This window comes from Marinobacter sp. MIT932201 (genome assembly GCF_047123295.1).
GTDB classification, from domain to species: domain Bacteria; phylum Pseudomonadota; class Gammaproteobacteria; order Pseudomonadales; family Oleiphilaceae; genus Marinobacter; species Marinobacter salsuginis.
Window position 1 is genome coordinate 2,950,142 of sequence record NZ_CP138917.1, and the last position, 25,769, is coordinate 2,975,910.

Genomic DNA, 25,769 nt, shown 5'->3' on the forward strand with positions numbered 1-25,769 from the left:
AAGAGGGGTCAGAAGAAAGCGTTCTTCTGACCCCGGTGTTCACCGGAGACTCTATGTCTAGACACCCGTCAAAGCCGGCGGCCGAGGCCCTTACCCTCACGCCAATTGCCATTACCCGCTCCTGCTTCCGGGACAAGTTCGGGGTGCCGCGCCAGCCGGGGCTCACCCGTCATGCCCGGGCCGACCTGATCATTCAGCCACCGTTTGACCGGGAAGATGCGTTTCGGGGGCTGGAGACCGCCAGCCACCTGTGGCTGACCTTCCAGTTTCACGAGGCGGTGCGGGCAGAATGGCGGCCCGTGGTGCGCCCTCCCCGGCTAGGCGGTAACCGCAAGATGGGTGTATTTGCCAGTCGCTCACCGTTTCGCCCCAACAGTCTCGGTTTGTCCGTGGTCCGCAATGAAGGGCTGATTCGTAAGGACGGCGAGCTTATCCTGCGCATCAGCGATCATGACCTGATCGAAGGAACACCGATTCTCGACATCAAGCCCTACCTGCCCTTCGCCGATTCCGTGCCCGAAGCCACCCTTGGCTGGGCAGATTCTCCGCCCACGGAACGGCTGGAGGTAGTTTTTCTGCCGAAAGCGGAAGCGCAGATCCGTCAACTTTCACCGGAAGACTATCCGGAACTTCGCCCCCTTATAGAGGATGTGGTCGCTTACGATCCCAGGCCCTCTTTTCGCAGAGGGCGGGAAGAAGAACGCATCTACGGCGCGCATCTGTACGACCTGAACGTGCGATTCCGATTCGTGAATGATCATTCACGAAAACGTGTCGAAGTGCTGACGGTCTGTTAAACTGCTTCTGGTGATTTTGTAGTCGACACAGGGAATATGTGCCTTGCCTTCAACACGTTTGTTCAAACGATTGGGAATACGGCCATTGGCAGCAAGGTTGCTCGCCTACGTATTACTGTTCAGCGTGTTTCTCTCTCTGGTGGCCACCGGCGTTCAGCTGATTGGTGAGTTCGAGCGGCGGAAGAATGACCTTCTGAACGACCAGACCCGGGCAGCCGAACTGGTTTCCGGGAGCATGAGCAACAACATCTGGCTGATGAATTTCAGCGAGGTGGCCAACGCCCTGGATGATATGAAGGCGGTGCCCGCGGTCCAGTATGGTCGGGTGGTGACCAGCACCGGCGAAACCTTCACAACCGGCACCTACCCCGAAGGCCGGGTGCTCTCCCAGACGTTCCCCCTGGTGTTCGACCGCTCCAGCACCCGCAGCCCGGAAAATGTGGGCACACTGACGGTTACCTCCTCCATCGACCAGATATACACGGACCTGCGCAACCGCGCCCTGCTGAACCTGCTGTTCCAATCAATCGTGGTGATGCTGGGAACCCTGGGGCTGCTGGTGATCGTTCGTCTAACGCTGTCCCGGCACCTGGAAGCCATGGCAGATTACGCAGCCCGGCTGAACCTGGACGCGCTGGTCGACCCGCTGAAACTCAAACGCAAAACCCGGAAAACGCCAGACGAGCTCTCGGAACTGGAGCAGGCCCTGAACAAGATGCGCCTGCAAATTCTTGAGGACACCCGCTCACTGCGCCAGACCACGATCCAGTCCCAGGGTGAGCGTGACGAAGCAGTGCGCGCCAACCACGCCAAGAGCCAGTTCCTCGCCAATGTCAGCCACGAACTGCGGATTCCCCTGCAATCCGTGTTGGGCTATGCCAACCTTTTGACCGACACGCCCCTGGACCAGGAGCAGCGGGAATACGTTCAAACACTCTTGAGTGCCTCCGAGAGCCTTTCGGCCATTATCAATGACTTGCTGGATATCTCCAGCATGGAAGCCGGCAAGCTGGTACTGGATGACATTCCTTTTGATCTGAGGGAAACCCTCAATGATCTGGTGCACATGCTGGGCTCCCGGGCCCGGGAGAAGGGTCTGGCACTGGAGCTTCGGATCGATGAGAACCTGCCCTGGGCCCTGAAAGGCGACCCGGTGCGAATTCGCCAAATCCTCCTGAACCTCACCTCCAACGCCATCAAGTTCACCGATTCCGGCCACGTGCTGATCAGTATCGAAGTGCTGGGGCGCCGGGACGACAGGGCGCGCATTCGCATTGCGGTGGAAGACACGGGTGTAGGCATCAACCCGGAAGACGTTCCCCTGGTTTATGAGCCCTACGTGCAACTGGGCCAGCAGTTCCAGCGCCAGTTACCTGGTGCAGGCCTGGGCCTCACCATTTGCCGCCAACTGGTTGGCCTGATGGACGGCTCTATGGATCTGGAGAGCCGCCCTGGAGAGGGCTCAACGTTCTGGATGGAACTCACGTTGCCCATCGCTCCGGAGAACGCCGCCCGGGTTCGCCCGGATACCCGCATGGTGAAGAATCGCCGGATTCTGGTGGTGGATTCCTATGAGTTATCCCGCAAAATCACCCTGGAAATGCTGTCCCGGCACGACGTCCACATTGAGGCGGTAAAGTCCGCCGGCGAGGCCCTGACGTCCCTGCGTACGGCGTTCGATGGCCAGCAGCCGTTCGACGCGATCATCCTGGATGGATTCGTGCCAGATATGGACAGCGATCTGCTGTGCCGTCAAATCAGGAGCAATCCGCTCTGGGCAGACATGCGTCTGCTGATTCTGTCGTCCAACCCGCAACGGGGCGACGCCGAACATTTCCGCCAGGCCGGTGCCGATGCCTTCCTGAGCAAATCTCTGCGAGAATCCTGCCTGACTCCGATTCTCAACCAGTTGTTTGTTGATGCCGCGAGGGACGAACGGCGTTTCCTGACCCGGTTCTCACTGCAGGCGGTTACCGACACGGCGCGGCGCCGGGAACTCCCCTGTGGTCGCATGAAGGTTTTGCTGGTGGAGGATAATCCGGTCAACCGCACTCTTACCCGCAGGCTGCTTGAGAAACTGGGCTGCGACGTGATGACCGCCAACGACGGCGAGGCGGCAGCCAGCCTGTGGCAGTGGCATCCCTTCGACCTGGTCTTCATGGACTGCGTGATGCCCCGGGTGGACGGTTTCGAAGCCACCCGCCGCCTGCGGGAGTGGGAGACCGCCCATAACCGCGCACGAATCCCGGTGGTCGCACTAACGGCCAGCGCCATGGAAGAAGACGAAGAGCGCTGCCGCCGGAGCGGTATGGATTCTTTCGTTGCCAAGCCTGTCAATATTGAAATGCTGCGGGCAGTACTGGAACAATATTGTCAGGCGTCTGCTGCCTCCTGAGAGCAACTTCCTGACATACGGGCACAGACATCCAGACACCTTTCCAAACCCCGAAGGCAACCATGAACGTTGAATGCCCAACCTGCAAAAAGTCCGTGGAATGGACCGAGACCAACCCCTGGCGCCCATTCTGTTCCGAGCGCTGCAAATTGATCGACCTGGGGGCCTGGGCCAACGAGGAATACCGGGTACCCGCAGAAAATGCATCACCGGAGGATCTGGACCAGGGCGGTGAGACCACCCGGCACTGATCTGCGAAAAACGAAAGTTAACGGGGACTTACTGGCTTTTAAGTTGAGTGGTCCGGAGCGCCCCGCTAACATACCGCCAATTCTGCTAAAAACGTAACAAAGGTGCACACATATGAAAGCGTCCCGGATTTCCCTCTTGGTTCTCTCACTGGCGGCCGCGCCGGCATTTGCGGCGGATGCCGATCTCAGCCTTACCAACGACTCGGTGAAAGGCCAGGTTAACTTCTTCAACACCAACAATGATGTCCAGCTTGGCGCCGGTTACACCTACCACGAAGGCGGCCGCGACATTTTCAATGCCGATTTCCACGCCCAGGGCCGCACCGCTATCGGTAACCTGCCCACCACCGCGGGCATCGGAATGCGTGGTATCTTCTGGGATCAGAGCCGTGCAGATGGCGGAGCGCTGGGGCTCGGCGGTTTCGCCACCGTGAACATCCCGAATGTTCCTGGTTTGTCATTCACCGGCGGCCTGCACTACGCGCCGAGCATTCTATCGTTTGGCGATTCAGACGATATGACCAGCCTGGAACTCCGTGGCAGCTATCGCGTTATCCGCAACGCCGAGCTCTTTGCCGGCTACCGTTATCTGAACACCGATATTGAGAACTCGTCACGAGACGTCAATCTTGATGAGGGCGTTATGGCGGGCATGAAGATTTTCTTCTGATCCCAGCCCCTCCGAAACGGGCCCAGCTTGTTGGGCCCGTTTTACGTTCTCTCCGCAACGCATCCACGCCATAACCCTTTCGTGCTTTTCCTCACGCTTTCCCGATAATCTGACTGTTAGACTGTTTGCCTGTATTTTCTGCACGGATAGCCAGGCATGCGTTTCACACTCGGTATATTGCTCTCCTCAACTCTGTTGCTCACCGCAGGCTGCGGAAGCGGCGAAGACGCCATTGAAGGCGCGGCCAGCCAACCCAACAATTTCGCTGGAAACAAGAATCCAGTGGATGATTTCAGTACCGGCAGTACCGGCGACTCCAACAACGCAGGTGGCCTTGCCAGCAACGAAGTCCGGGTGACCATGGAGGTACCGGATGGAGTCACCAGCGAGGGCGAGCTTACCCGCCGTAACCTGAGAATCGTACAACCGGACAGGGTGAGCGTTTACTACACCAATCAGGCCCTGTCTGTGCTTGATGAACCCTCGATTTCCACCCGCACCGACAGCGAAGGCTTCACCATTATCGAGTTTACCGACGGCCTGCCTCTCGGGCCGGATGTGATTATCGATGCCACTTACGGCAATACACGCATGCGGGCCCTGGCCGCCGATGCCGACCGGGATGTGAAGGTGAACCCTTTCTCCGAGTATCTGATACGCAACACCCTCAGCAGCTACACGGCCGGTGAGTTCCAGACCATAATGGATTGCGTTGCCGATGCCGGTGGCGAGCTGTGCCTGAACAAATATGTGTGGTCCACCCTGGCCGATCAGGTGCACGACTTTGAAATTGATATTCCCTCGAATACAGGCCTGGGCGGCGCCCTGGATGTCCTGGAGAATCGGGGAGACTTTGCCCGGTACGTAAGCGCCATGGCCGATTACGCAGTACTGGACGAAACTTCTTCGGGCAAGATCAGCGCCAGTTCGGCGGACTATAACGCGGTATTCCTGGGCATGGAACTGGGACAAACGTTTCTGGAATCCTCCCTCAGCGGATCGGGACAATGGGGTGTTCGTACGGCCCAGGAAGAGGTGCTGACGGACAATAGCGGCACCGGCTATGTCTACCCGGCCCTGACACTTACCAGCTTCGATGCCTTCAATATCCGCGTTACGTCTCTGGCTAACGATATCCCCTACGATCGGGAAATCCTGATTCATCAGGATGGCAACAATTTCTTTGTGCGCGGCTCCGAGAACTGGGAACGTAACACCCATTCCTCCTCTCCCGGGGCTGCCACCTTGCTGGAAGACACTCGGTTACTGGCTGGCCGGGCGCTTTACCAGAGTATTACCGGTCGTGGCAGCTCCAAAATCATCGGCTGGACCCGGAACCCCTACTACCTGGATGCCTTCACCAGCACTCCCGTGGATGAAACCACCGGGCCGGACCGGGTGATCAGCGGCTATTTCAGTGCCGGCAAGGCAATTGAACTGGAAGCTGAGGGCGATCAGTTGCAGAGGCTCGCCACGCTGGAAGACCAGTATCTGTCTGTTCTCGAGATAAACCTGCTGCGACAGGAGGGCTTTGACGCTGGCACTCTGAACGGCCGTGACTACAACGTTGTATACCTGGCGAATCAGTTCAGCGATGGGACGGCACCTTTGACCATCGAAGCCGGTATTGGTCAGTGGCAAGTCAATGGCGGCACGGTCAGCCAATCCCAGAGCTACACAACGGTACAGCGCGGTAACTCGGGCACTGTCACCACGGACCCCACCGGCTCCCGAACAGACTCCTGGACCCTGAGTTCCCGCACTGCACGGCTCAGCAATGGCGATGCGGATATTGGTCGGTTGAACCTGGACATCACCACCGCCTCCGGAAATTTCGAACAGCCGGATATCGGTGTAGGCGCCAGCACACCGGACGGCTCCCTGATGGCATTCAATCTGGACGACAGCCCACTGGGTGACGGGCTCCTGATCGCAGCCGAGCAAACTACGAACAGCGCACCGGCCACCGGCCAGTTCCGGCTTCAGGGCGTGGCCCTGGCCCTGACACCGGATACGAACCGGCTGCGGCATTTCGACAATGCCTTGCTGACCATCGACTCCTCCAGTGCCGCAACACTGTCTCCGGTAGCAATTACCAGCACCCATTCTGTCGATAACGAGACAGTGACAAAACCTGCCCTTGAGAGCCTGCCGGACATCGCCCTGACCTACACTCAATCCGGCGGTGGTCAGGTGCAGTTCACCAGCGGAAGCCTTGTTCTCGATGGCTTTCACACAGCAAGTCAGGACCAGTTTTACCTGCGCTTCCGAACCACCGAGGGCAGCGAGGAACAGATTGGCCTCGTGATTGCGACGCGGCTGCCCTGAGCCCGGCAGCATCCGACAAAACCCAACAGGCAGACGCTTACGTATAACCTGTTATAATTATTGCCATATCGACTTTTTCGAGAGGTTTTATGTCTGCAGGTAAACGTGCGGCCATGTTCATGGTTCCCTTGATTGCGTTTGCGATCGGGGGCGGGTTCTATACGCCTCAGGCGAGCGTTGACCGAGGCAATTCTGATAACTCGGGTTCCGAACCTGCCCTTTCCTCCCTGCCACCACTGCCACACTGGGCCAACGACGACCTTCCGGATTTCTCACAGTACCGCGACACAACGGAGAAGAAAGCCGCCTTCTTTTCGTTTCTGTACCCAAGGATTGTCCTGGCCAACTCCCGGATTCTGATTGAACGCGACTACCTCGACAGTCTTTCCGACAAGGAAACCTTGACCAGCAAGGAATACAACTGGCTGGCGCAGCAATCCGAGAGGCTGAGAGTGGACGCCGAGCCGGGCAGCGAGGAGCAATTTTCCCTGTTACGCAAGCGTCTGGATGTTATACCACCGTCACTGATCCTGGCCCAGGCTGCCAACGAATCAGCGTGGGGCACCTCCCGCTTTGCGACCGAGGGCAACAATCTGTTCGGCCAGTGGTGTTTTTCCAAGGGCTGTGGCCTGGTGCCCCTCGGGCGTGCTGAAGGCGCCAGCCATGAAGTGGCGAAGTTCTCTTCACCGTACCGGTCGGTTCGCGCCTATATTCAGAACCTGAACCGCCACCCCACGTACCAGCTGTTGCGGGACGTTCGCCTCAAGGATCGCCGAAACGATACGCCTCTGTCCGGCCTGGAACTGGCTGAAGGCCTGCTCGGCTATTCCGAACGGGGCGAAGAGTATATAGAAGAGATCCGGGCAATGATTCATTACAACAACCTTGAGTTCTATGATGACAATTTCCGCAGCGTCGTCAGTAACCTCGATCCCGGCAGCCTGGAGCAGCTGGCCTCGACGGACGCACCAAACGGGTTGTTGCCCCGCCAATCCTCATTGAACACGAACCCGGCTGAAGGCTAGAGACCCTACCCCATGCTCGATTTTCTCCCCGCGCCGCTGAAGGGGACTTTGGCGGCCCTGCTGATCTTGTGTAACACATTGGTGCTGTTTCCGGTTCTTCTGGTATTCGCCCTGCTGAAACTCGTGCTGCCGATCACGTCCGTTCGCAAGGGCTGCACGGTGGTACTCAGCAACATTGCGTGGGTCTGGATCGGTTTCAACAATCTGCTGATGGATCTGTTACACAAGGTCGAATGGGATGTGCGGGGCGTTGAGAATCTGAGCCGGGAGCACTGGTATTTTGTTACCTGCAACCACCAGAGCTGGGCCGATATTCCTGCCATTCAGTACGTACTCAACAGCCGGATCCCGCTGCTGAAGTTCTTTCTGAAGAAACAGCTGATCTGGGTGCCGTTGCTCGGCGTTGCCTGGTGGGCACTGGATTTCCCGTTTATGCACCGCCATACCAAGGAGCAGTTAGCAAAACGCCCGGAACTGAAAGGCAAGGATGTGGCAGCCACCCAGGCCGCCTGCGAAAAGTTTCGCTACACACCGGTGACCATCTTCAACTTTATGGAAGGCACGCGGTTTACACCCGAGAAACATGATCGCCAGAATTCACCCTACAAGCACCTATTGAAACCAAGAGCAGGCGGAACGGCTTTTGTACTGGGTGCTATGGGCGAAATGATCCACACCATGCTTGATGTCACCATCGTGTATCCGGACGGCCGCGCCGGCTTTTGGGATTATCTGTGTGGGCGGATCCGCAGGATTATTATTGATGTGCGGACGCGCGAGATTCCCGGTGAGTTCCTGGGAATGGATTACGAAAACAACCGGGAAACCCGAATCGCGTTTCAGCGCTGGGTAAGTCAGATCTGGACAGAGAAAGATCGGCGCATAGAGGAGCTAAAGACCGAGGGAAAAGCTGAAATTGGGGTCTGACCCCACGGGGTCAGACCCCGTCTTCAGAGCAAACCTAGTTCTCTGGCGCGCACAATAGCCTGAGTCCGGGATTTCACTTCCAGTTTGGCATTGATCCGGCGGGCATGGGTTTTCACCGTGTGAAGGGAAATGTGCAGTTTGTCGGCAATTTCCTGGTTTGACAGCCCTTTGGCAATCAACTCAAGCACGCCCTGTTCCCTCTCGCTGATCGGTTCCGCCAGAGCGTCAGCACCGGCTGAGCCGGCACACAACTCGAAAAGCTCACCCAGCGCCTCCTTGAAAGCACTATCCGGCAACTGACCAAAGCCCTTTGCCATCAACTCCTGAAGCTCATTCCGCAACTCCCTGAACGGACTGATGAAGTGCTCTGCCTCCGCCTCGGTAACAACGTTAGACAGAATCTTAACGGCGACCACGGGCCCCTTTTCATCCAGAACAATCACCGCCTCCAGCAGACGCATGTGGATCTCAACGCCCCAGGGAATAGCGCCCTGATAACGCTCACGGATTCCCTGGAGAGTCTCCCGGGCGCGGATCAGGTCACCACGGGCGAGATCAACCCGCACCTGCAGGCAGTCCAGAAGCCCTGGCATCATTGGGAACAGCTCAGGCACACAGCCAGCTTCCCGATATGGGGCCAGCTTACGAACTGCCTGATCGGCGCTGTCGATCTGGTTCTGGGCCAGCCAGCAATTTGCTTTCAGTGCTTCAAGCACCGGCACAAACAGCGATTCGTCAACCTGCCAGGAATGCATGGTGCGCTCGGCCCTGCCAATCCAGACAAAAGCATCCTCAAGCCTGCCCTGGGCCTTGCACATCAGCACGCGGATCGTCATTGCCAGTAGCAGGCCCAGATCGCGGGTCTGTTCCGCATGACGGCCGCAGGTAACCAGCAAACGGTCTGCCTCGGCTTCCCGCCCCTGATGCCAGAGCACCAGAACGAGGTTCAACTGCAGTCGGGTTTCGCCAATTCGGGCCGGGCGAGACAGTTCCTGCATGGCGGTATCAAGGCCTGTGCGCAGTAACTGCTCGGCGTGTTTCAGTGCGCCTTTGCCAAGTTCAATCCGGGCATGGGCATAAACCGCCAGGGCTTCAGAACCGGAATCGCCCGCTTCCCTGGCCAGTCTCGAGGCAGCGCGATTCGCTTCCCGCGCTTCCTGGAATCTACCTGCTGCACAAAGGGCACTGGAGCGGACCATCTGGGTAACCAGTTGACCCTGGGTACTGAGCTCACCCTCGGCCAGGGCCCGATCCGCCATTTCCAGGGCCGGGCCAACACTTCCCTCTCCGCGCAGAATAAAGGCTTTGAGTGCGCAGATACGCGGAGCCTGTTCTTTCAGGTCATGCTCCGCCAGGCCGTCTATCAGGGCTCGCGCCTGACGGAACTGTCCACCGATCGCATGAACCCAGCTATAGACGATCCTGAGCCGCACGCTCCGTTCCAGCAGCTGTGCGGGCAGGCTCTTGCGGAGGCGAAGCAGTGAAGCCGTATCCTGCCCCAGTAACAGGGCTTCTGACCCCTCGGAAGCAATGCGGATTACCTCGTCGGCATCGCCAGCCAACAGGGCATATTTGAGCGCTTCCGGGAACTGGTCACGCACACCAAACCAACGACTGGCCTGGAGCATACGCTCCGAATAGCCGGCCATCACCGGCGATTTCAACCATTCCTGCAACAACGGATTGATGCGGTACCAGCGCCCACGGCCCGGCATGGACTTTAGCGGCAGCCCCCGCTCAACGGCCTGGGAAGGAACAAAACCCGCTTCAGGCAGGAGGGGCTCAAGGGCCAGGAACAGTTCATCGGAACACAGCTCAAGCTCGGCAATGCCGCGCATGGAGCGCATCTGGCCCGGTGTCAGAGTGCCAAGGACCGATTCCTTGAGAAACCGCTCAACACTGGGCGTTTCCTGAATCGGTTTCCTTTCAACATTCTGGAAAACTTCTCGACGATAAAGCGCTAATGGCGTTGCCCAACCCTCGGTCATGTCATAAAGGTTGTCGACAGCCACACTGGTCAGTCCACTGTTTGATGTGGCCGGCCGGAAGAACTCGAAAGTCTCTGAACGAGAGAATTCCAGCGCTTCCGGCCCAATGCGGACAAAGCGGTTTTCCAGCTCGAGACTGTGTGTTTCAAACGGCAGTGCCTTGCGCGAAATCAGCACGATGGAGGAGCCTGCCGGAAAATCGATAACCAATTGCTGAAGCAGGTCCACGACGGCGGGGTTGCTGAGATTCTGGAGGTTGTCCAGCACCAGCACTCTTGGCTGATCTGAACCCTTGCGGGCCAGCGCCACCTGCATCATTGACAGGATATCCGAGAAGGTCGCGCCATTCTTCAAGCCCTGCTCCGGCGTTTCGGGGAGATCGAGGGCGGTGGCGAGCAAGGTCAGAAAACGGGAGGGCGCATTGTCCTGAGAGTTAAGGGCAACCCACCGAACCTGTTCAGCAGTCATTTCTGCACTGCCAAGCGCATTCACCACGGCATGGGATTTTCCGTAGCCACAGGGCGCCTCTATAAACAGAACACTTCTGGGACTCAGCGCTTCGGAGATCTTGCCATCAAGCCTGGGCCGGGCCAGTGAATCAGACGGAATCGGCGGAAGCTGAACCCGCTGTCTTAGCAAGTCTCTGACCAGTTCACCTCGCTGTAGACCACTATTCGCCGACTGAAATTCATCGTTGGCTGCACAGCCATCATTGAATGGTTTCACGCACTGCCCCATTTAACTCCGGCCTGAACTGCCTCGCACCGCCGGAAAAGTGGATCTTGCACTGACTTTTGAGTGGCGACCGGCATCGGGTACGCCTTTAGTATGATAGGAAGGTTAAACCAATTGAGGGGTAGGCTGCAAAATTTTGACGTGAAAGGATTTTCTCAGGTGTAAAAAAAACGGCGGGCCATGGGGCCCGCCGTTTTTCAGATCTTCAGATGATCCGTTACCGGGTACCTGCGCGGCGCAGTGCGGCCGGCGTGTAATCCCGTGAGCGACGCTCAACGCCGAACTCATACGGATTCTCTTCTTCGTTAGTCAGACCCAGTGCAAGGTAACGGCCAGAGAGCAGATCGTACAGAGTCTCAATGGCGTACCAGGGCACAGTCTGATCATAGAACTGCATGCTGTGGGCTTCGGCAACGCGCCAGAGCTCGCCACGACCGTCGTAATGATCAATAACCGATGCCTGCCAGGAGTCTTCGTCAATGTAGAAGTCACGCTGGGCGTAGATGTGACGGGCGCCATCCTTCAGGGTTGCCCTTACGTGCCACACGCGGTGCAGCTCGTAGCGGGTGTATTCCTGATTGATGTGGCCAGCCTTGATGATCTGGTCATACGTCAGACTCGGATCAACCAGCTTGTAGGAGTTGTACGGAATGTACATTTCCTTTTTGCCGATCAACTCCCAGTTGTAACGATCCGGAGCACCGTTGAACATGTCGAAGTTGTCAGACGTACGCATACCGTCAGACGCAGTACCCGGACCGTCATAGGCTACCTGGGGTGCGCGACGAACCCGACGCTGACCGGCGTTGTATACCCAGGCACGGCGAGGCTCTGCAACCTGGTCAATGGTCTCGTGTACCAGCAGAACGTTACCCGCCAGACGTGCCGGCGCAGTGATGGCCTGCTTGAAGTAGAACAGAACGTTCGGGTCCATGCCCGGCTCGTAGTCCGCCAGGTAGGTCCGCCAGGTCAGCTCGTCCTGGAATTTCACCACCGAGAATTCACCGCCCTCGGTCGGAGTTACCTGGCCAACGTTACGCTGAACAGAACCACCACGGTAGCGGGTAATATGGTTCCAGATCGCTTCCAGACCGTTCTGGGGAATCGGGAACGGTGTGGCGGACTGATAGTTGCCCAGACCATTACCGCCTTTAATGAGCTCTACTTCTGTCGCGTTCTCGACAGTCTGCTCCATTACTTCCTGCGGATAAGCAGCGGTACGATGGGTTTCGTACACCGGCATGAAGTAGTCGTCGTAACGCTCAATCATCGCAACCTGACCCGGGGACAGGTTGTCCTTGTACTGCTCGACATTGCTCTGATCGATGGTGAACTTCGGCTGCTCATTCGGGAACGGATTCACATAAATTCCGTCATTCTTGTAACCGGCCGGTGGAGTTGTAAGGCCTCCAGTCCAGGCGGGAATCGTACCACCATTACCGGATTTTTCTGCACCCATCGGTGTCAGCGACTTACCCAGCTTGGCCGCTTCTTCAGCAGAAACCGCACCCCAGGCCTGGCCAGCAAAAATGCTTGCTGCCAGTACGCCTGTGGCCAGTAGTTTCTTGTTCAGTTTCATTTAAATTCCCTCGTTCAACGAATTCTTTCCGGGTTCAGAATGAGTATGAAACGCTAACACTCACGAAATCGCGGTCAGTCAACTCGTTATACGGCTTGCCGCCGAAAAAGTTTGTGTAACTGATCTCACCGGTAATCTTGTTCTGATATTCCGCTTCCAGAGAAAGGCCAATCGCTTTGCTGCCCTCATTGAAAGCTCCACCCGGCTGGGGGCTGTAACCCTGCACATCATGGCTCCAGGCCAGCTGCGGCGACAGGTTAACACCAGCCAGTGCGTTCAGATAGCTCCAGACCAGACGCGTACGGTAACCCCACGAGAAGTCGGTTGTGAAGCCTTCGTTGTTACAGTAGTTGGTATTGATGTTCAAAGCCGCTCCGGTTGCGCCACTGCCATCACAGGCGCCGCCAGGCAACTGGCCAATACCGAAGGTGCCGGACCTGCCGTAACGGGCAGTATCGTAGTCCGGAAGGTCATGAACGTAAGTTGCACCAAACTCGGTAATGAGAGAGAGACGGCTTGCGCCCATCACCTGATCGAAGAACTTGATCAGCGTAAACTGCGCCTGAGACACACCATACTCATCCCAACCTCTTACGGCTTCACCGTTGAGAGACGCACCACCGGCTTCTGCTTCGCGGATAACCTGCAACTTACTTGCTGGTTCGCCAGTTTCGGGGTTAATAACCTCGTTGCCACCGTAAAGGAGCTCGAAGGCGTTCCACTGCAGCGGCATCTTGTCACGGTAGGAGTATTCTGCACCCAACGACCAGCCACCCGGGGTGGTGGTGTTGATGCTCACGCCGTACAAGTTGATATTTTCCGGGTACTCAATGAAGTACAGGGGCAGGTTCTGACCATTGGCCGGATCCCGCACAATACCGCTGACGTACGGCAGACGGCTGTTGTACTTGATGTAGTAGAAGCCCAGTTCCGAATCGTTCAACTGCGGCACATACCAGCGCAGAGCAACACCAAACTGGTCTTTGGAATCAGCCTCGCGATCGCCTACACGATCGGATACCAGACCCTGGGCAAGCGCCTGGGAGTCCGGCAACTGGCCAGCGAGAAGTACCGGGCCACAGCCATCAGGCGCGAAATCGTTGGTAGAGAAGAAGGTGCCGCAATCGTCGGGACGAATGGGTTCCCAATCTGCCTGAACAAAGGTTTCTACCGTCACATTCTCGGTAACACCTGCAGACATGTAGAACATTTCAACGGGCAACAGAGCGTCTTTCAGCTCGGAACCAGGTGCGCGGAACGCGGGGACGTCAACAGGGTTGATGACGTTAATACCACCCTGGATAAAGGTGCTTTCGCCCCAGCTCACTACCTGTTTGCCGTAGCGCAGGCTCACAGGAACGTTGCCAAAATACCAATCAGAGAAGACGTAGGCATCGAGAATTTCACCGCCAGAGGCATTGTCCTTGGCTTCCGGGTTCAGCTCACGCTGTTGGCCAACGTAGTCTACCGCCCTACTCTCATCCTTCAGTTCAAAATCGTACCAGTAACGGCCACGCAAAAGGCCGCCTACTCGGGTGAGGTAAGGATTGTCGACGTAATAATTCAGGTAGAGTTCGCTGTTACCCTTGACGATCTTGGAGTAGGTATCTCCGCTCTCGAAATTGAGGTTACCGTCATCGTAGTTGTTCGTGGACGCACCAATGTTTTCCAGTGCTCCGCCCGGCGTGTACTCAGGGCCGAGGTTACCCTGGGCGATCAGACGCTTGTCCCGATCCTCAACTCGCCAACCTGCACCCGCAGAAAGCGTGGTGTTGAACTGGGCTTCCACATCTCCCATGTAAAACGATAAAGCTGCTGCGTTGCCAGACATACCGGCTGCAACGGCCACGGCCAGCGGTAATTTAGTCCAACGCTGCCATTGATGTGTTTTTCTTGTCATTGGAAGGCTACTCCATTGTTGTTCTGAGTCGCTGCTCTGATTATTGGTGTTCACGATGTATTGGAGGCTTCATGCACAGTGCTCGTGATGTTGGCACTATAGCTAACGCCATCAGGCGCTTTGATCAGTCAAAAGTATGATTTTGCTCTCATCCCTCTGTTAACGCCGTTTGCCGCCGGGTTTCTTCGCACAGAATCACTATAGACAACAAATTTGGATGCAACCACTTTGGTTTTGGTGGTTTTTCTGGCTTTCTTGAAGTCTTCAAGTCGGGTGAAAGCACTGCCGCCGGGGTGGGGCTTCCGGGAACCGCTACGAGCACATCCATGTGCGCTTGACGTCGGCCATCCTTGGCCGCCGACATCCCCGGAAGCCCCACCCCGGCGCCAGCGCCCATACTTGGCGCAAAGGCCGCGAATTATTACGCCTCAAATCGAGACGAAAACAGAACTGTGCTGACAATAGCTTGAAAAGCATTCCCTCATTCTGGCGGGAAGGGGCATTGGCCTTTCTGAAACTGTCGGCAGCAGGGATGCTGCCGTCAAGCCTACATGGACGTATTTACGGCGCGTTTCAGAAAGGCCAATGCCCCTTGCCGGAACTCAAAAGCAGAGGGCTATAAGAAGTTACAGCATCTCGATAGCCATAGCGGTTGCTTCACCACCACCGATGCACAGGGCCGCAACGCCTTTCTTTTTGCCATAGCGTTGAAGGGCGTGCATGAGGGTTACCAGCAGGCGGGAGCCGGTGGAACCGACCGGGTGGCCCTGGGCGCAGGCGCCGCCGTGAATGTTGACTTTCTCGGGGTCCAGGCCGAGTTCGCGGATCGGCATCATGGCGACCATGGCGAAGGCTTCGTTGATTTCGAAGAGGTCGACGTCGTCTTTGCTCCAACCGGTTTTGCCGAACAGGGTTTCGATGGCGCCAACCGGGGCGCAGGTGAACTCGGACGGGTGCTGGGACTGGGTGCTGTGACCGACGATTCGCGCCAGGGGTTTGAGGCCGCGTTTTTCGGCTTCGGATTCACGCATCAGGAGAAGCGCCGAGGCGCCGTCGGAAATTGATGAGGCGTTAGCGGCTGTTACGGTGCCGTCTTTCGCGAAGGCCGGACGCAGGCTCGGGATTTTTTCGATATTGGCGTTGTGAGGCTGCTCATCATCCTCGACAACGACCTCGCCTTTTCGACTCTTGACGGTAACCGGGATGATCTCCTCTTTAAGCAGCCCTTCTTCGATGGCTTTCTTCGCCCGCGTGAGGGAGGTGATGGCGTACTCGTCCATTTCTTCACGGGTGTAGCCTTTCTTATCTGCCATTTCCTGGGCGAACGCCCCCATCAGGCGACCGGTTTCAGCGTCTTCCAGGCCATCCAGGAACATGTGATCCTGGGGTGCCTGGCCAGGGCCCATGCGGTAGCCGCTGCGGACGCCCTGCAGAATATAAGGGGCGTTGGACATGCTCTCCATGCCACCGGCAACCATGATGTCGTTGCTGCCGGCTTTGATCAGGTCGTGGGCGAACATAGCGGCCTTCATGCCGGAACCGCAGAGTTTGTTGATGGTGGTGGCGCCGGTGTGGTCCGGAAGACCGGCCTTGCGCATGGCCTGGCGTGCCGGGCCCTGCTTGAGGCCGGCGGGCAGGACGTTGCCCATGATAACTTCCTGCACATCCGTAGGCTGAAGGCCGGCGCGCTTGACGGCCTCGGCGATGGTGATGGCGCCCAGGTCGGTGGCGCTGACGCTGGCCAGGCTGCCCTGGAATCCGCCCATGGGGGTGCGGACACCGCTAACGATGACGACGTTGTCTGTGCTCATTTCTGAATCTCTCAGTTGATTGTATGGTAGTTTTTTGTCGGACTACGCTTCGTTAATCCGACCTACTCAGGGCTGTTTTCTTTTTATGGTTTATGCGGCGCTTCGAGGTATTCCCGGGATTGCATTTCCAGCAGGCGGGATTCGGTGCGCTCGAATTCAAAGCCAAGGCGGCCGCCAGCATAGAGTTCGGTGATCGGTGCAGCGGCAGAGATGATGACTTTGACGTTGCGGTCGTAGAACTCATCGATCATGTTGATGAAACGGCGAGCCTGGTCATCTTTTTCTTTGCCCAGGATGGGCACATTGCTGACGATGATGGCGTGGAACTGCCGTGCCATTTCGATGTAATCATTCTGGCTTCGGGGGCCGTCGCACACATCTTTGAAATCAAACCACACTACGTCGTCCGCGTGGGCCTGGGCCGGGATTTTTCGGCCGTTGATTTCCATGGTTTTGCTGTGTTTACCGGCTTCGACCGCCAGGGCATCGAAGCTCTTCCGAAGGCTGACGTCCGCTTCCTCGTCCAGGGGGGAGTGGAAGAGCTCCGCCTGCTCGAGAGTCCTCAGTCGGTAATCAACTCCGCCATCCACGTTGACCACATCGGTGTGTTTCTTGACCAGATCGATCGCGGGCAGGAATCTCGCACGCTGAAGCCCGTCTTTGTAAAGGCCGTCTGGTACGATATTGGAGGTGCAAACCAGGGTAACGCCGCGGCTGAACAGCCCGTCCATCAGGGTGGCCAGGATCATGGCGTCACCAATGTCTGACACGAAAAACTCATCGAAGCAGATAACCCGGGTTTCATCGGCGAATTTTTTGGAGACCAGCTCCAGCGGGTTCTTTTCGCCTTTGAGGGATTTAAGTTCATTGTGTACCCGCTGCATGAAGCGGTGGAAATGAACCCGCATCTTGCGATCGAAGGGCAGCGACTCGTAGAAAGTATCCATCAGGTAGGTTTTGCCGCGGCCTACTCCACCCCAGAAATACAGGCCCTTGACCGGCTCTTCCTTGCCTTTTTTGAGCTTGCGCAAAAGTTTGGCCTTGGGCTTGCTGCGATCCCTTTCGGCTTCCACCAGTTTGTCGTACAGTGATTGAAGGCGCTTGACGGCATCTTCCTGGGCCGAGTCCTTCTGGAAATCGGGGCGTTCAAGATCCTTCTGGTAGCGTTGCCAAGGGGTCATGTTCGCACTGGTTTCGGAGGACATCGCAGCTGTCATCAGGTATTCCCGGAAGTTGAACGTAGATTTGGGCGCCGTATTGTCTCGCATTTAGCGATTTTTCGCCACGTTGGCCACCTTTGCGGCAATACGACGATAGGCGCAGGCCGCAATCATGGGATGATGGCGCCTGGGGCGTTATACTCGGCTTGCAGGGGCTTGGCTCACTTCTAGGTAAAAGGACGACACAGCATATGACAAACCTGATTCTGGCAGCGATTGCCGCATTGGTTGTTGGCATTGTCATCGGGGTATTTGTTGGCCGTTCCGGGCAGGGAACGTCGCTTCGGCAGCGCCGGGCGGAACAGCAGATTGAGGAACTGAGAAGCGAATATACCCGCTACCAGGCCCAGGTGAACGAGCATTTCATGGAGTCGGCCCATTTGCTGCGCCGCTTCAACGATGCCTACCGCGACGTGAACCAGCATATGGCACGCGGCGCCAACCGTCTTTGCAATGACGAAGACTGGATGGAGGAGTTGGCGCAGGAGACTTCCAAGAAGCGCCTGGAAGAGGTTCGCGAGGACGCTTCCGAGCCGCCGCGGGATTATGCGCCCAAGACAGATCCTAAGGATTCCGGCACGCTTGCTGAGGACTTTGGGCTCAAGAAGGGTGATAAGGCTCAGCAGGCCTGATTTTTCTTGCGGTAGTTTGGGAATTCAGCCTGGATTAAGACTGCTGAACTCGGGGAGGGAGCGGGGTAGGTGCCCCTTTCCGAGAACCGCTACGAGCACATCCATGTGCGCTTGACGTCGGCCATCCTTGGCCGCCGACATTCTCGGAAAGGGGCACCTACCCCGCTCAATCAGCTTCTGTGCAATTCGCACTAAACCTTCATTTAATCGCCTGTTATTGATTAGACAGGGTTGTCGCAATCAATAAATTTGTGGGTTACCCCAAACTCCTCCACTAGAGCCTTTCCGAGGGCCTGAACCCCGTAACGTTCAGTCGCGTGATGACCAGCTGCATAATAGTGGATACCACATTCTCTGGCCGTGTGCGTCGTCGGCTCGGAGATTTCACCGCTGATGTAGGCATCGAGGCCAGCATCCAGCGCAGTGTTGATGAATCCCTGTGCAGCACCGGTGCACCACCCTACCCGCTTGATAGTTGCCGGGCCCTCGCCAACCCAGAGCGGTTCGCGGTGGAGCTGCCTTGCGATGTGAAGACCGAATTTCTCCGGAGACATCGCCTCTTCCAGCTCGCCTTCCCAGACCAGACCGCCCAACGGGCGCGGGTTCTTGATGTTGAGGATATCCGCCAGCTGACGGTTATTGCCGTATTCGGGGTGGTCATCCAGTGGGAGGTGGTAGGCAACGAGATTGATGTCGTTGTCGAAAAGCTGTTTCAAACGTTCTCGTTTCATCCCCTGAATACATTGATCCTCGCCTTTCCAGAAGTAACCGTGGTGGACGAGGATCATATCGGCGTGTGCTTCAATAGCGGCTTCGATCAGGGCTTTGGAGGCTGTTACGCCGGAAATAACGGTATTTATCTCGGACAAGCCTTCGACTTGAAGGCCATTTGGGCAGTAATCCTGGAAATTCTCCGGCTGTAGCCACTCGTTGATTTTCTTCAGGATGTCGTTTCGATTCGCCATAAAACTAAGCTCCTGACTATTTTACGGAAGCTCGACGAGTCGGGTGGGCGCTCCTCTCCGGGAATGTCGGCGGCCATGGATGGCCGACGCCAAGCGCACATGGATGTGCTCGTAGCGTTTCCCGGAGAGGAGTGCCCACCCGGCTCCACCCGCCAATACGCAGGCTAGAGTGATTCGAGGCCAGCAATCAAAGCATCGTTCTGCTCAACAGTGCCAATCGTGATTCGCAGGAATTCGCTGATTCGAGGCTTATTGAAGTGCCGGACGATAATACCCTGCTCCCTCAGGCCTTTCGCCAAAACCTCACCCGGCTGATCCTTATGACGGGCAAAGATAAAGTTCGCTTTTGAGGGTAACACCTCAAAACCCAACTCCTCGAGGGCGGCCGTTACGCGCTCGCGCTCGGAGATCACGCCATCGCGGCACTTCCGGAACCAGGCTTCATCTTCGTAGGCCGCTTTCGCGCCAGCCAGGGCCAGGCGGTCCAGGGGGTAGCTGTTGAAGCTGTTCTTGACCCGGTTCAATGCCTCGATGAGGTCGGGGTGGCCAACGGCGAAACCTACCCGCAGGCCGGCAAGAGACCTTGCCTTGGAAAGGGTCTGGGAAACCAGCAGGTTCGGGTACTTGTCGACAAGGGTGATGGCGGACTCGCCACCGAAATCAATGTAGGCCTCATCCACAACGACAACGCGATCCGGGTTGGCAGCCAGGATTTCTTCCACATGCTGCAACCCAAGATACATTCCGGTTGGCGCATTGGGGTTCGGGAAGATCACGCCACCGTTGGGCTGCTTGAAGTCGTCCGGGTTGATTTCGAAGCTTTCTGTCAGCGGTACTCTTTTGCTCTCGATGTTATAGAGGCCACAGTACACCGGGTAGAAGCTGTAGGTGATGTCCGGAAACAGGATCGGTTCGCCATGCTGGAACAGGCCAAAGAAGATGTGTGCCAGGACTTCATCCGAGCCATTGCCGAGGAAGACCTGATCCGGCTTTACCTTGTGGTAAGCCGCGATGGTCTGGCGCAGGCTTTCGCCTTCCGGGTCCGGATAGAGGCGCAGGCTGTCGTTCAGTTCGGCCTGGATGGCTTCGATGACCTTTGGTGAGGGGCCGAAAGGGTTTTCGTTGGTGTTCAGCTTCACCAGGTTGGCCATTTTTGGCTGCTCGCCTGGGACGTATGGAACCAGGTCGTTTACGAGGGGGCTCCAGAATTTGCTCATTTTTAACTCCGAGCTAACGGTCTGGTGGGGGCCGCCTTTCCGGGAAACGCTACGAGCACATCCATGTGCGCTTGTTTCGGGCCATCCATGGCCCTCTACATTCCCGGAAAGGCGGCCCCCACCATCCCTGCAGACATAGGGGGTAAGGTCTTTTTAATCCTTAATACGGTATTCCGCCGACCGGGCATGGGCGGTTAACCCCTCACCACGGGCCAGAACGGACGCCACGCGCCCCATACGATCAGCACCGACGGCACTGAAACCGATGATGGAAGACCGTTTCTGGAAGTCGTAGACACCCAGGGGCGAGGAGAACCGAGCTGTGCCGCTGGTAGGCAGCACGTGGTTCGGCCCGGCGCAGTAGTCGCCCAGGGCTTCTGCGGTGTAACGGCCCATGAAGATAGCGCCGGCGTGACGGATGTCTTCCAGCATGGCTTCGGGGTCTTCAACCGACAGCTCCAGGTGCTCCGGGGCGATCCGGTTGGACACTTCGGCGGCTTGTTTCAGGTCGGCGACCTGGATCAGCGCGGCGCGGTCGGTCATGGAAGTGCGAATGATGTCGGCACGCTCCATGGTTGGCAGCAGTTTATTGATGCTGGCTTCGACGGCATCCAGAAATTCCGCATCCGGGCTGATCAGGATGGACTGGGCCTGTTCGTCGTGTTCTGCCTGGGAGAAGAGGTCCATGGCAATCCAGTCGGGATCGGTTTTGCCGTCGCTGATCACGAGGATTTCCGAGGGGCCGGCGATCATGTCGATGCCGACGACGCCGAAAACTTCGCGCTTGGCGGTGGCGACGAAAATGTTGCCGGGGCCGACGATTTTATCCACCGCCGGGATGGTTTCCGTGCCATAGGCCAGCGCGCCGACGGCCTGTGCGCCACCAACGGTAAACACGCGGTCAACACCGGCAATCGCTGCGGAGGCCAGGACCATGTCGTTCACCACACCATCCGGTGTCGGAACAACCATCACCACTTCACTGACGCCAGCAACCTTGGCAGGAATAGCATTCATCAGCACCGAGGACGGATAGGCGGCTTTGCCGCCGGGCACGTACAGGCCCGCCCGATCCAGCGGCGTTACCTTCTGGCCGAGCACGGTTCCGTCCTCGTCTTCATACTGCCAGGACTTCTGGTTCTGGCGCTCGTGGTAGTCGCGGATGCGCTCGGCGGCTTTTTCCAGAGCTACGCGCTGGTCCTCGGGAATCGCTTCGAGGGCCTGCTGCAAACGGTCCTGACTCATTTCCAGCTCGGCAACAGAGCCAATCTTCAGACGATCGAATTTTTCGGTAAATTCCAGAACCGCCTGGTCGCCACGGGTTTTCACCTCATGCAGGATATGACGCACCGACTCGTTCACCTGATGATCAACGCTGTCGTCCCAGGCCAGCAGTTTGGCCAACGCATCGTTAAAGTCACTTTGGGAAGCGTTCAATCGGGTGATCTTGGCGGTCATAACTCAAATCCTGTCTGGGATTAACGACTAACTGACTCTGCCCGGCTCTGGCACTAAGCCCGGCGTTTATCCACGGCTGCGGACATCTTCTCGATTATGGGGTTAATACGTTCGTGTTTCATCTTCATGGACGCACGATTAACCACCAGACGGCTGCTGATATGCTCAATCAGCTCTCGGGCTTCGAGGCCATTCGCCTTCAGCGTGTTGCCGGTATCCACAATATCGACGATCTCGTCGGCCAGACCAAGAATCGGCGCCAGCTCCATGGCGCCATACAGCTTGATGATGTCTGCCTGGCGACCCTGGGCCGAATAATATCGGCGGGCCAGATTGACGAATTTCGTGGCCACCTTGATACGACCGGATGGCGGAGTCTGATTTTTCGGACCGGCGGTCATCAGGCGGCAACGGGAAATATTCAGATCCAGAGGCTCATACAGCCCTTCCCCACCGTGCTCCATCAGTACGTCCTTGCCAGTCACGCCAAGATCCGCACCGCCGTACTGAACATAGGTCGGCACATCCGTGGCGCGGATGATCAACACCCTGACATTCGGGTCCGTTGTCGGGAACACCAGTTTGCGGGACTTTTTGACGTCGTCGATCAGCTCAATGCCCGCCTCTGCGAGCAGAGGCAGGGTTTCTTCCAGGATTCGTCCCTTCGACAAGGCGATGGTGATGGAATCTGTCATGGATTCTTCCGGTTTCCCGTATTGTCTGGATGGATATCTTTTAGGCTGGCAAGCGTCGGATGGTGGCGCCCAGCAACTGCAGTTTCTCTTCGATACACTCGTAACCGCGGTCGATGTGGTAAATGCGGTCAACAATGGTATCGCCGTCAGCCATCAGCCCAGCGATAACCAGGCTGGCCGAGGCCCTCAGATCCGTCGCCATGACCGGCGCGCCGGTAAGGTGATCCACGCCCTTGATGATGGCAGCGTTGCCTTCCAGCGTGATGTCCGCGCCCATCCGGATCAGCTCCTGCAGGTGCATGAACCGGTTTTCGAATACGGTTTCCACAATGGTGCCGGTACCTTCGGCCACCGCATTCATTGCAGCAAACTGGGCCTGCATGTCTGTGGGAAAAGCAGGATAAGGCGCTGTACGCAGGCTCACCGCTTTCGGGCGATTGCCTTTCATGTCCAGCTCGATCCAGTCCGGACCGGTGTTGATGTGGGCGCCGGCCTCTTCCAGCTTGAGCACCACCGCTTCAAGCAGGTCTTCCCGGGTATCCTTCAACTTCACACGACCGCCGGTTGCAGCGGCAGCCACCAGGTAGGTACCGGTTTCAACCCGGTCTGGCAACACGTTGTAATGACAACCGTGCAAACGCTCGACACCGTTGATTTCAATGGTGGCAGTACCGTGACCTTTGATGTCTGCGCCCATGGCAATCAGACACTCGGCAAGGTCGACAACCTCCGGCTCGCGGGCCGCGTTTTCCAGGATGGTTTTTCCGTCTGCCAGGGCAGCGGCCATCATCAGGTTCTCTGTGCCAGTTACGGTGACGGTATCCAGGAAAATGTGGGCGCCCTTCAGGCGACCGTTGGTCTTGGCCTTGATGTAGCCATTCTCGACCTTGATCTCTGCGCCCATCATTTCAAGGCCGTGGATGTGCAGGTTCACCGGACGGCTACCGATTGCACAGCCGCCTGGCAGGGATACTTCCGCCTCGCCGAAGTGGGCAACAAGGGGACCCAGCACCAGGATGGAGGCGCGCATGGTTTTCACCAGCTCGTAAGGCGCATGGAAGTGTTTGATGGTGTTGGCGTGAATTTCCACGCTCATTTTCTCATCAATGATCACTTCAACGCCCATACGACCGAGAAGCTCGATCATGGTGGTCACGTCGTGCAGGTGAGGCAGGTTGCCGACGGTCACCGGCTCGTCCGCCAGCAGGGTTGCTGCCAGTATGGGCAGTGCGGCGTTCTTTGCACCGGAAATCCGGATCTCACCATCAAGAGGCTTTCGGCCCCTGATCAGAAGTTTATCCACAATAATTATCCTGTTTTGTCCGGGCCGCTCAGCCCTGGCGCTCGGCCCATTCGGCCGGAGTAAAGGCTTTCGGATGAAGTGCGTGAATCGAACCATCCATGATTTGCTGGAACAGCGCCTTGTTGATCAGCTGCTGGCGTTTGATGGTCGGCAGGCCTTCGAAGACATCACCCACCACGACGACCAGATAATGGGTACCATCAACCTGTACCTGAACTTCGCAGCCGGGCAATGCTTCCTTGACCAGCTCGGTGACTTGGGTGGCATCCATAGAAAATCCTCGGGTGTTTTAAAATCAGGGGCGAGATTGTAACCAATTCCGGCGCTCGGGTCAGCTTTACTGTCTTGTAAACAGAGGGCCCGAGACCGGAAAATTCAGTGGGGTGCCTGGGAAGTTTCCGGGCGAAAACCCGTAAGCTGGTCATCCAGGTTGCTCAGGGCCGCCAGAGAAGCCAGTCGACTACTGACACCCCGGAATGACAGGCTAATACCGGCTTGATGCGCCAGGCGCTGCCAGCAGAGCAGCATAGAGAGCACCACACTGTGGGCGGTGACCAGTCCATCGAGGTCGATAACCAGATCCCCGGATACCGAGCGGATCAGTTTCTCGCCTTCGTTCCGCAGGCTTACCACCGTGTCCGGAGTAACCTCTCCAGACACAATCAGCGCTTCATCGGAAAGCTGAACCCGAGGCACACCTGCCGTCATGAGTTGTCCACTTCCCGCTCCAGGTTCAGCGATTCAACGGCATCGCTCCAGCCGTCAATCACCACCTGAATCTGGCCGCGGTTTTCCTCCATTTCCTGGCTGAACCGATCCCTGAAGGCCAGACCGATGTTCACGCCCTCAACAATCACGTTTTCCATCAACCATTTGCCTTCGGAGTTCTTGTACATCGAGTAGGTCACCGGGTAACGGTTTCCGGATGCGCTGATAACCTCCATCTGAACGGAGGCGCGGTCGTCACTCTGGGGATTGATGGTCGCTTCTTTGACCTGGATCTCGAAATCTTCGGCATTGACCAGCGCCTGCGCGTAGCTGTCAAACAGGCTGCGCTTGAACTTGACCACGAATTCGTCCCGCTGCTCGGGCGTCGTCTGCCGGGCGTAACGCCCCATCACTCGCGCAGCAATGCGACGGAAGTCCACGAAATCCGTCAACGCCTTGTCCATGCTCTCGTAGAATGCTTCCGGATCTCGCTCGTACAGCCCGCGCTCTTCATTGAGCTTTTCAACGAGCCGCTGGGTGTTTTCATCCACATAGTTCCGGAGATCCTCCGCTTCACCAGCGTGAGCCGGCATAACGAGAACCAGAGCCATCAGAAGGCCAAGCAGAATGTGGTGTTTTAGTGCAAACATCAGGATCTCCTGTTAAATCTTCCCGGCCCGAGTCAGCGGCCCGATGCAAAGTTGCTGATCAATCGCTCCAGGTTCATGGCCGACTGCGTTGAATAGAAGGTATCGCCTTCCTTCAGCGAATCCATCTCGGCCCCGATCGATATATCAATGTACTGTTCACCGAGCAGGCCGGATGTACGTATAACTGCGGAACTGTCCGAGGGGATATTGTCGACGTCCGAGTGAATCGACATTTCCACCCGCGCCTGAAATGTCTCTTTGTTCAGGCTAATGGATTCAATGGTGCCCACGGTCACCCCTGCCATGGAGACTCGCCCACGTGGCGTAAGCCCGCCGGTATCGTTGAAATTGGCATAGATCGTGTAGGTGCTGTCGGCCGACTTCGGCGACAGCCCGCTCACCTGCAATGCGAGGAAAAGCAGCGCCGCGCAGCCTGCGATCATGAACAGCCCAACGATTATTTCAGTGGTTCTCTGTGCCATTTCCGGCTCCGGTATTCTCTCGTTAATCGATGA

22 protein-coding genes are annotated in these 25,769 nt (G+C 57.2%); 8 read left to right on the forward strand and 14 right to left on the reverse strand.

Features of this window, described 5'->3' with window-relative positions; all coding sequences use genetic code 11:
- Positions 1-53: 53 nt before the first annotated feature.
- The 7 genes from tsaA to SIC15_RS13520 all read left to right on the forward strand — a co-directional run bounded on the left by tsaA (position 54) and on the right by SIC15_RS13520 (position 8,393).
- Complete coding sequence (gene tsaA / locus SIC15_RS13490; RefSeq protein WP_412536167.1) at positions 54-797, forward strand: tRNA (N6-threonylcarbamoyladenosine(37)-N6)-methyltransferase TrmO; 744 nt, start codon at positions 54-56, stop codon at positions 795-797.
- A 43-nt stretch (positions 798-840) separates the two neighbouring features.
- On the forward strand, positions 841-3,192 hold the full coding sequence (locus SIC15_RS13495; protein WP_412536168.1) for a response regulator: 2,352 nt from the start codon (positions 841-843) through the stop codon (positions 3,190-3,192).
- Positions 3,193-3,254: 62 nt separating this feature from the next.
- Complete coding sequence (gene yacG, locus SIC15_RS13500; RefSeq protein ID WP_008170214.1) at positions 3,255-3,443, forward strand: DNA gyrase inhibitor YacG; 189 nt, start codon at positions 3,255-3,257, stop codon at positions 3,441-3,443.
- 112 nt (positions 3,444-3,555) lie between these two features.
- Positions 3,556-4,113, forward strand: a complete 558-nt coding sequence (locus SIC15_RS13505; RefSeq protein ID WP_153633691.1) for a YfaZ family outer membrane protein — start codon at positions 3,556-3,558, stop codon at positions 4,111-4,113.
- 156 nt (positions 4,114-4,269) lie between these two features.
- On the forward strand, positions 4,270-6,441 hold the full coding sequence (locus tag SIC15_RS13510) for a hypothetical protein (RefSeq protein WP_412536169.1): 2,172 nt from the start codon (positions 4,270-4,272) through the stop codon (positions 6,439-6,441).
- Positions 6,442-6,530: 89 nt separating this feature from the next.
- The gene (locus tag SIC15_RS13515; RefSeq protein WP_412536170.1) at positions 6,531-7,466 is read left to right on the forward strand and encodes a glucosaminidase domain-containing protein; all 936 of its coding nucleotides are present in this window, start codon (positions 6,531-6,533) and stop codon (positions 7,464-7,466) included.
- A gap of 12 nt (positions 7,467-7,478) precedes the next feature.
- Complete coding sequence (locus SIC15_RS13520; protein WP_412536171.1) at positions 7,479-8,393, forward strand: acyltransferase; 915 nt, start codon at positions 7,479-7,481, stop codon at positions 8,391-8,393.
- Between the two features lie 23 nt (positions 8,394-8,416).
- On the opposite strand, the gene SIC15_RS13525 is transcribed toward SIC15_RS13520, so the two are convergent.
- The 5 genes from SIC15_RS13525 to zapE all read right to left on the reverse strand — a co-directional run bounded on the left by SIC15_RS13525 (position 8,417) and on the right by zapE (position 17,587).
- Positions 8,417-11,119: a LuxR C-terminal-related transcriptional regulator gene (locus SIC15_RS13525; protein ID WP_412536172.1), complete on the reverse strand. Its 2,703-nt coding sequence runs from the start codon at positions 11,117-11,119 to the stop codon at positions 8,417-8,419.
- A 214-nt stretch (positions 11,120-11,333) separates the two neighbouring features.
- Positions 11,334-12,695 (reverse strand): DUF1329 domain-containing protein, encoded by a 1,362-nt coding sequence (locus tag SIC15_RS13530; protein ID WP_412536173.1) that lies wholly within the window; start codon positions 12,693-12,695, stop codon positions 11,334-11,336.
- A gap of 34 nt (positions 12,696-12,729) precedes the next feature.
- Positions 12,730-14,595, reverse strand: a complete 1,866-nt coding sequence (locus tag SIC15_RS13535; protein WP_412536174.1) for a DUF1302 domain-containing protein — start codon at positions 14,593-14,595, stop codon at positions 12,730-12,732.
- A gap of 626 nt (positions 14,596-15,221) precedes the next feature.
- Positions 15,222-16,406: a thiolase family protein gene (locus SIC15_RS13540; protein WP_412536175.1), complete on the reverse strand. Its 1,185-nt coding sequence runs from the start codon at positions 16,404-16,406 to the stop codon at positions 15,222-15,224.
- A gap of 83 nt (positions 16,407-16,489) precedes the next feature.
- Positions 16,490-17,587: a cell division protein ZapE gene (zapE, locus tag SIC15_RS13545; RefSeq protein ID WP_205632655.1), complete on the reverse strand. Its 1,098-nt coding sequence runs from the start codon at positions 17,585-17,587 to the stop codon at positions 16,490-16,492.
- Between the two features lie 230 nt (positions 17,588-17,817).
- Here zapE and SIC15_RS13550 point away from each other — a divergent pair, with 230 nt between their 5' ends.
- Positions 17,818-18,258 (forward strand): YhcB family protein, encoded by a 441-nt coding sequence (locus tag SIC15_RS13550; protein ID WP_008170195.1) that lies wholly within the window; start codon positions 17,818-17,820, stop codon positions 18,256-18,258.
- Positions 18,259-18,479: 221 nt separating this feature from the next.
- On the opposite strand, the gene SIC15_RS13555 is transcribed toward SIC15_RS13550, so the two are convergent.
- From SIC15_RS13555 to mlaD, 9 genes are all read right to left on the reverse strand, one after another.
- Complete coding sequence (locus SIC15_RS13555; protein WP_412536176.1) at positions 18,480-19,223, reverse strand: Nif3-like dinuclear metal center hexameric protein; 744 nt, start codon at positions 19,221-19,223, stop codon at positions 18,480-18,482.
- Between the two features lie 164 nt (positions 19,224-19,387).
- Positions 19,388-20,440: a histidinol-phosphate transaminase gene (gene hisC, locus SIC15_RS13560; protein ID WP_412536177.1), complete on the reverse strand. Its 1,053-nt coding sequence runs from the start codon at positions 20,438-20,440 to the stop codon at positions 19,388-19,390.
- Positions 20,441-20,593: 153 nt separating this feature from the next.
- The gene (gene hisD / locus SIC15_RS13565; RefSeq protein WP_412536178.1) at positions 20,594-21,898 is read right to left on the reverse strand and encodes a histidinol dehydrogenase; all 1,305 of its coding nucleotides are present in this window, start codon (positions 21,896-21,898) and stop codon (positions 20,594-20,596) included.
- 53 nt (positions 21,899-21,951) lie between these two features.
- Positions 21,952-22,593 (reverse strand): ATP phosphoribosyltransferase, encoded by a 642-nt coding sequence (hisG, locus tag SIC15_RS13570; protein WP_069183084.1) that lies wholly within the window; start codon positions 22,591-22,593, stop codon positions 21,952-21,954.
- Positions 22,594-22,633: 40 nt separating this feature from the next.
- The gene (gene murA, locus SIC15_RS13575; RefSeq protein WP_069183083.1) at positions 22,634-23,896 is read right to left on the reverse strand and encodes a UDP-N-acetylglucosamine 1-carboxyvinyltransferase; all 1,263 of its coding nucleotides are present in this window, start codon (positions 23,894-23,896) and stop codon (positions 22,634-22,636) included.
- A gap of 28 nt (positions 23,897-23,924) precedes the next feature.
- A complete protein-coding gene (locus SIC15_RS13580; RefSeq protein ID WP_064228698.1) occupies positions 23,925-24,167 on the reverse strand; it encodes a BolA family protein in 243 nt (80 codons plus the stop codon).
- Between the two features lie 104 nt (positions 24,168-24,271).
- On the reverse strand, positions 24,272-24,604 hold the full coding sequence (locus tag SIC15_RS13585; RefSeq protein ID WP_305966743.1) for a lipid asymmetry maintenance protein MlaB: 333 nt from the start codon (positions 24,602-24,604) through the stop codon (positions 24,272-24,274).
- Positions 24,601-25,254 carry a phospholipid-binding protein MlaC gene (locus tag SIC15_RS13590; RefSeq protein ID WP_069183081.1) on the reverse strand — a complete coding sequence of 218 codons (654 nt, stop codon included), beginning with the start codon at positions 25,252-25,254 and terminating at the stop codon, positions 24,601-24,603. The genes SIC15_RS13585 and SIC15_RS13590 overlap by 4 nt, the downstream gene beginning before the upstream one ends.
- A gap of 32 nt (positions 25,255-25,286) precedes the next feature.
- Entirely contained in the window at positions 25,287-25,736 is a 450-nt protein-coding gene (gene mlaD, locus SIC15_RS13595) for an outer membrane lipid asymmetry maintenance protein MlaD (protein WP_069183080.1), read from the reverse strand.
- Between the last annotated feature and the right edge of the window lie 33 nt (positions 25,737-25,769).

What these genes read in the sequence shown, in the direction of transcription:
- SIC15_RS13510 (WP_412536169.1), top strand. Translation starts at nt 4,270, where the DNA reads ATGCGTTTCACACTCGGTATATTGCTCTCCTCAACTCTGTTGCTCACC.
- SIC15_RS13590 (WP_069183081.1), bottom strand. Translation starts at nt 25,254, where the DNA reads ATGTTTGCACTAAAACACCACATTCTGCTTGGCCTTCTGATGGCTCTG.
- SIC15_RS13540 (WP_412536175.1), bottom strand. Translation starts at nt 16,406, where the DNA reads ATGAGCACAGACAACGTCGTCATCGTTAGCGGTGTCCGCACCCCCATG.
- hisC (WP_412536177.1), bottom strand. Translation starts at nt 20,440, where the DNA reads ATGAGCAAATTCTGGAGCCCCCTCGTAAACGACCTGGTTCCATACGTC.
- SIC15_RS13520 (WP_412536171.1), top strand. Translation starts at nt 7,479, where the DNA reads ATGCTCGATTTTCTCCCCGCGCCGCTGAAGGGGACTTTGGCGGCCCTG.
- SIC15_RS13525 (WP_412536172.1), bottom strand. Translation starts at nt 11,119, where the DNA reads ATGGGGCAGTGCGTGAAACCATTCAATGATGGCTGTGCAGCCAACGAT.
- hisG (WP_069183084.1), bottom strand. Translation starts at nt 22,593, where the DNA reads ATGACAGATTCCATCACCATCGCCTTGTCGAAGGGACGAATCCTGGAA.
- hisD (WP_412536178.1), bottom strand. Translation starts at nt 21,898, where the DNA reads ATGACCGCCAAGATCACCCGATTGAACGCTTCCCAAAGTGACTTTAAC.
- SIC15_RS13515 (WP_412536170.1), top strand. Translation starts at nt 6,531, where the DNA reads ATGTCTGCAGGTAAACGTGCGGCCATGTTCATGGTTCCCTTGATTGCG.
- SIC15_RS13555 (WP_412536176.1), bottom strand. Translation starts at nt 19,223, where the DNA reads ATGGCGAATCGAAACGACATCCTGAAGAAAATCAACGAGTGGCTACAG.
- SIC15_RS13585 (WP_305966743.1), bottom strand. Translation starts at nt 24,604, where the DNA reads ATGACGGCAGGTGTGCCTCGGGTTCAGCTTTCCGATGAAGCGCTGATT.
- zapE (WP_205632655.1), bottom strand. Translation starts at nt 17,587, where the DNA reads ATGACCCCTTGGCAACGCTACCAGAAGGATCTTGAACGCCCCGATTTC.
- yacG (WP_008170214.1), top strand. Translation starts at nt 3,255, where the DNA reads ATGAACGTTGAATGCCCAACCTGCAAAAAGTCCGTGGAATGGACCGAG.
- SIC15_RS13505 (WP_153633691.1), top strand. Translation starts at nt 3,556, where the DNA reads ATGAAAGCGTCCCGGATTTCCCTCTTGGTTCTCTCACTGGCGGCCGCG.
- SIC15_RS13530 (WP_412536173.1), bottom strand. Translation starts at nt 12,695, where the DNA reads ATGAAACTGAACAAGAAACTACTGGCCACAGGCGTACTGGCAGCAAGC.
- mlaD (WP_069183080.1), bottom strand. Translation starts at nt 25,736, where the DNA reads ATGGCACAGAGAACCACTGAAATAATCGTTGGGCTGTTCATGATCGCA.
- tsaA (WP_412536167.1), top strand. Translation starts at nt 54, where the DNA reads ATGTCTAGACACCCGTCAAAGCCGGCGGCCGAGGCCCTTACCCTCACG.
- SIC15_RS13535 (WP_412536174.1), bottom strand. Translation starts at nt 14,595, where the DNA reads ATGACAAGAAAAACACATCAATGGCAGCGTTGGACTAAATTACCGCTG.
- SIC15_RS13580 (WP_064228698.1), bottom strand. Translation starts at nt 24,167, where the DNA reads ATGGATGCCACCCAAGTCACCGAGCTGGTCAAGGAAGCATTGCCCGGC.
- SIC15_RS13550 (WP_008170195.1), top strand. Translation starts at nt 17,818, where the DNA reads ATGACAAACCTGATTCTGGCAGCGATTGCCGCATTGGTTGTTGGCATT.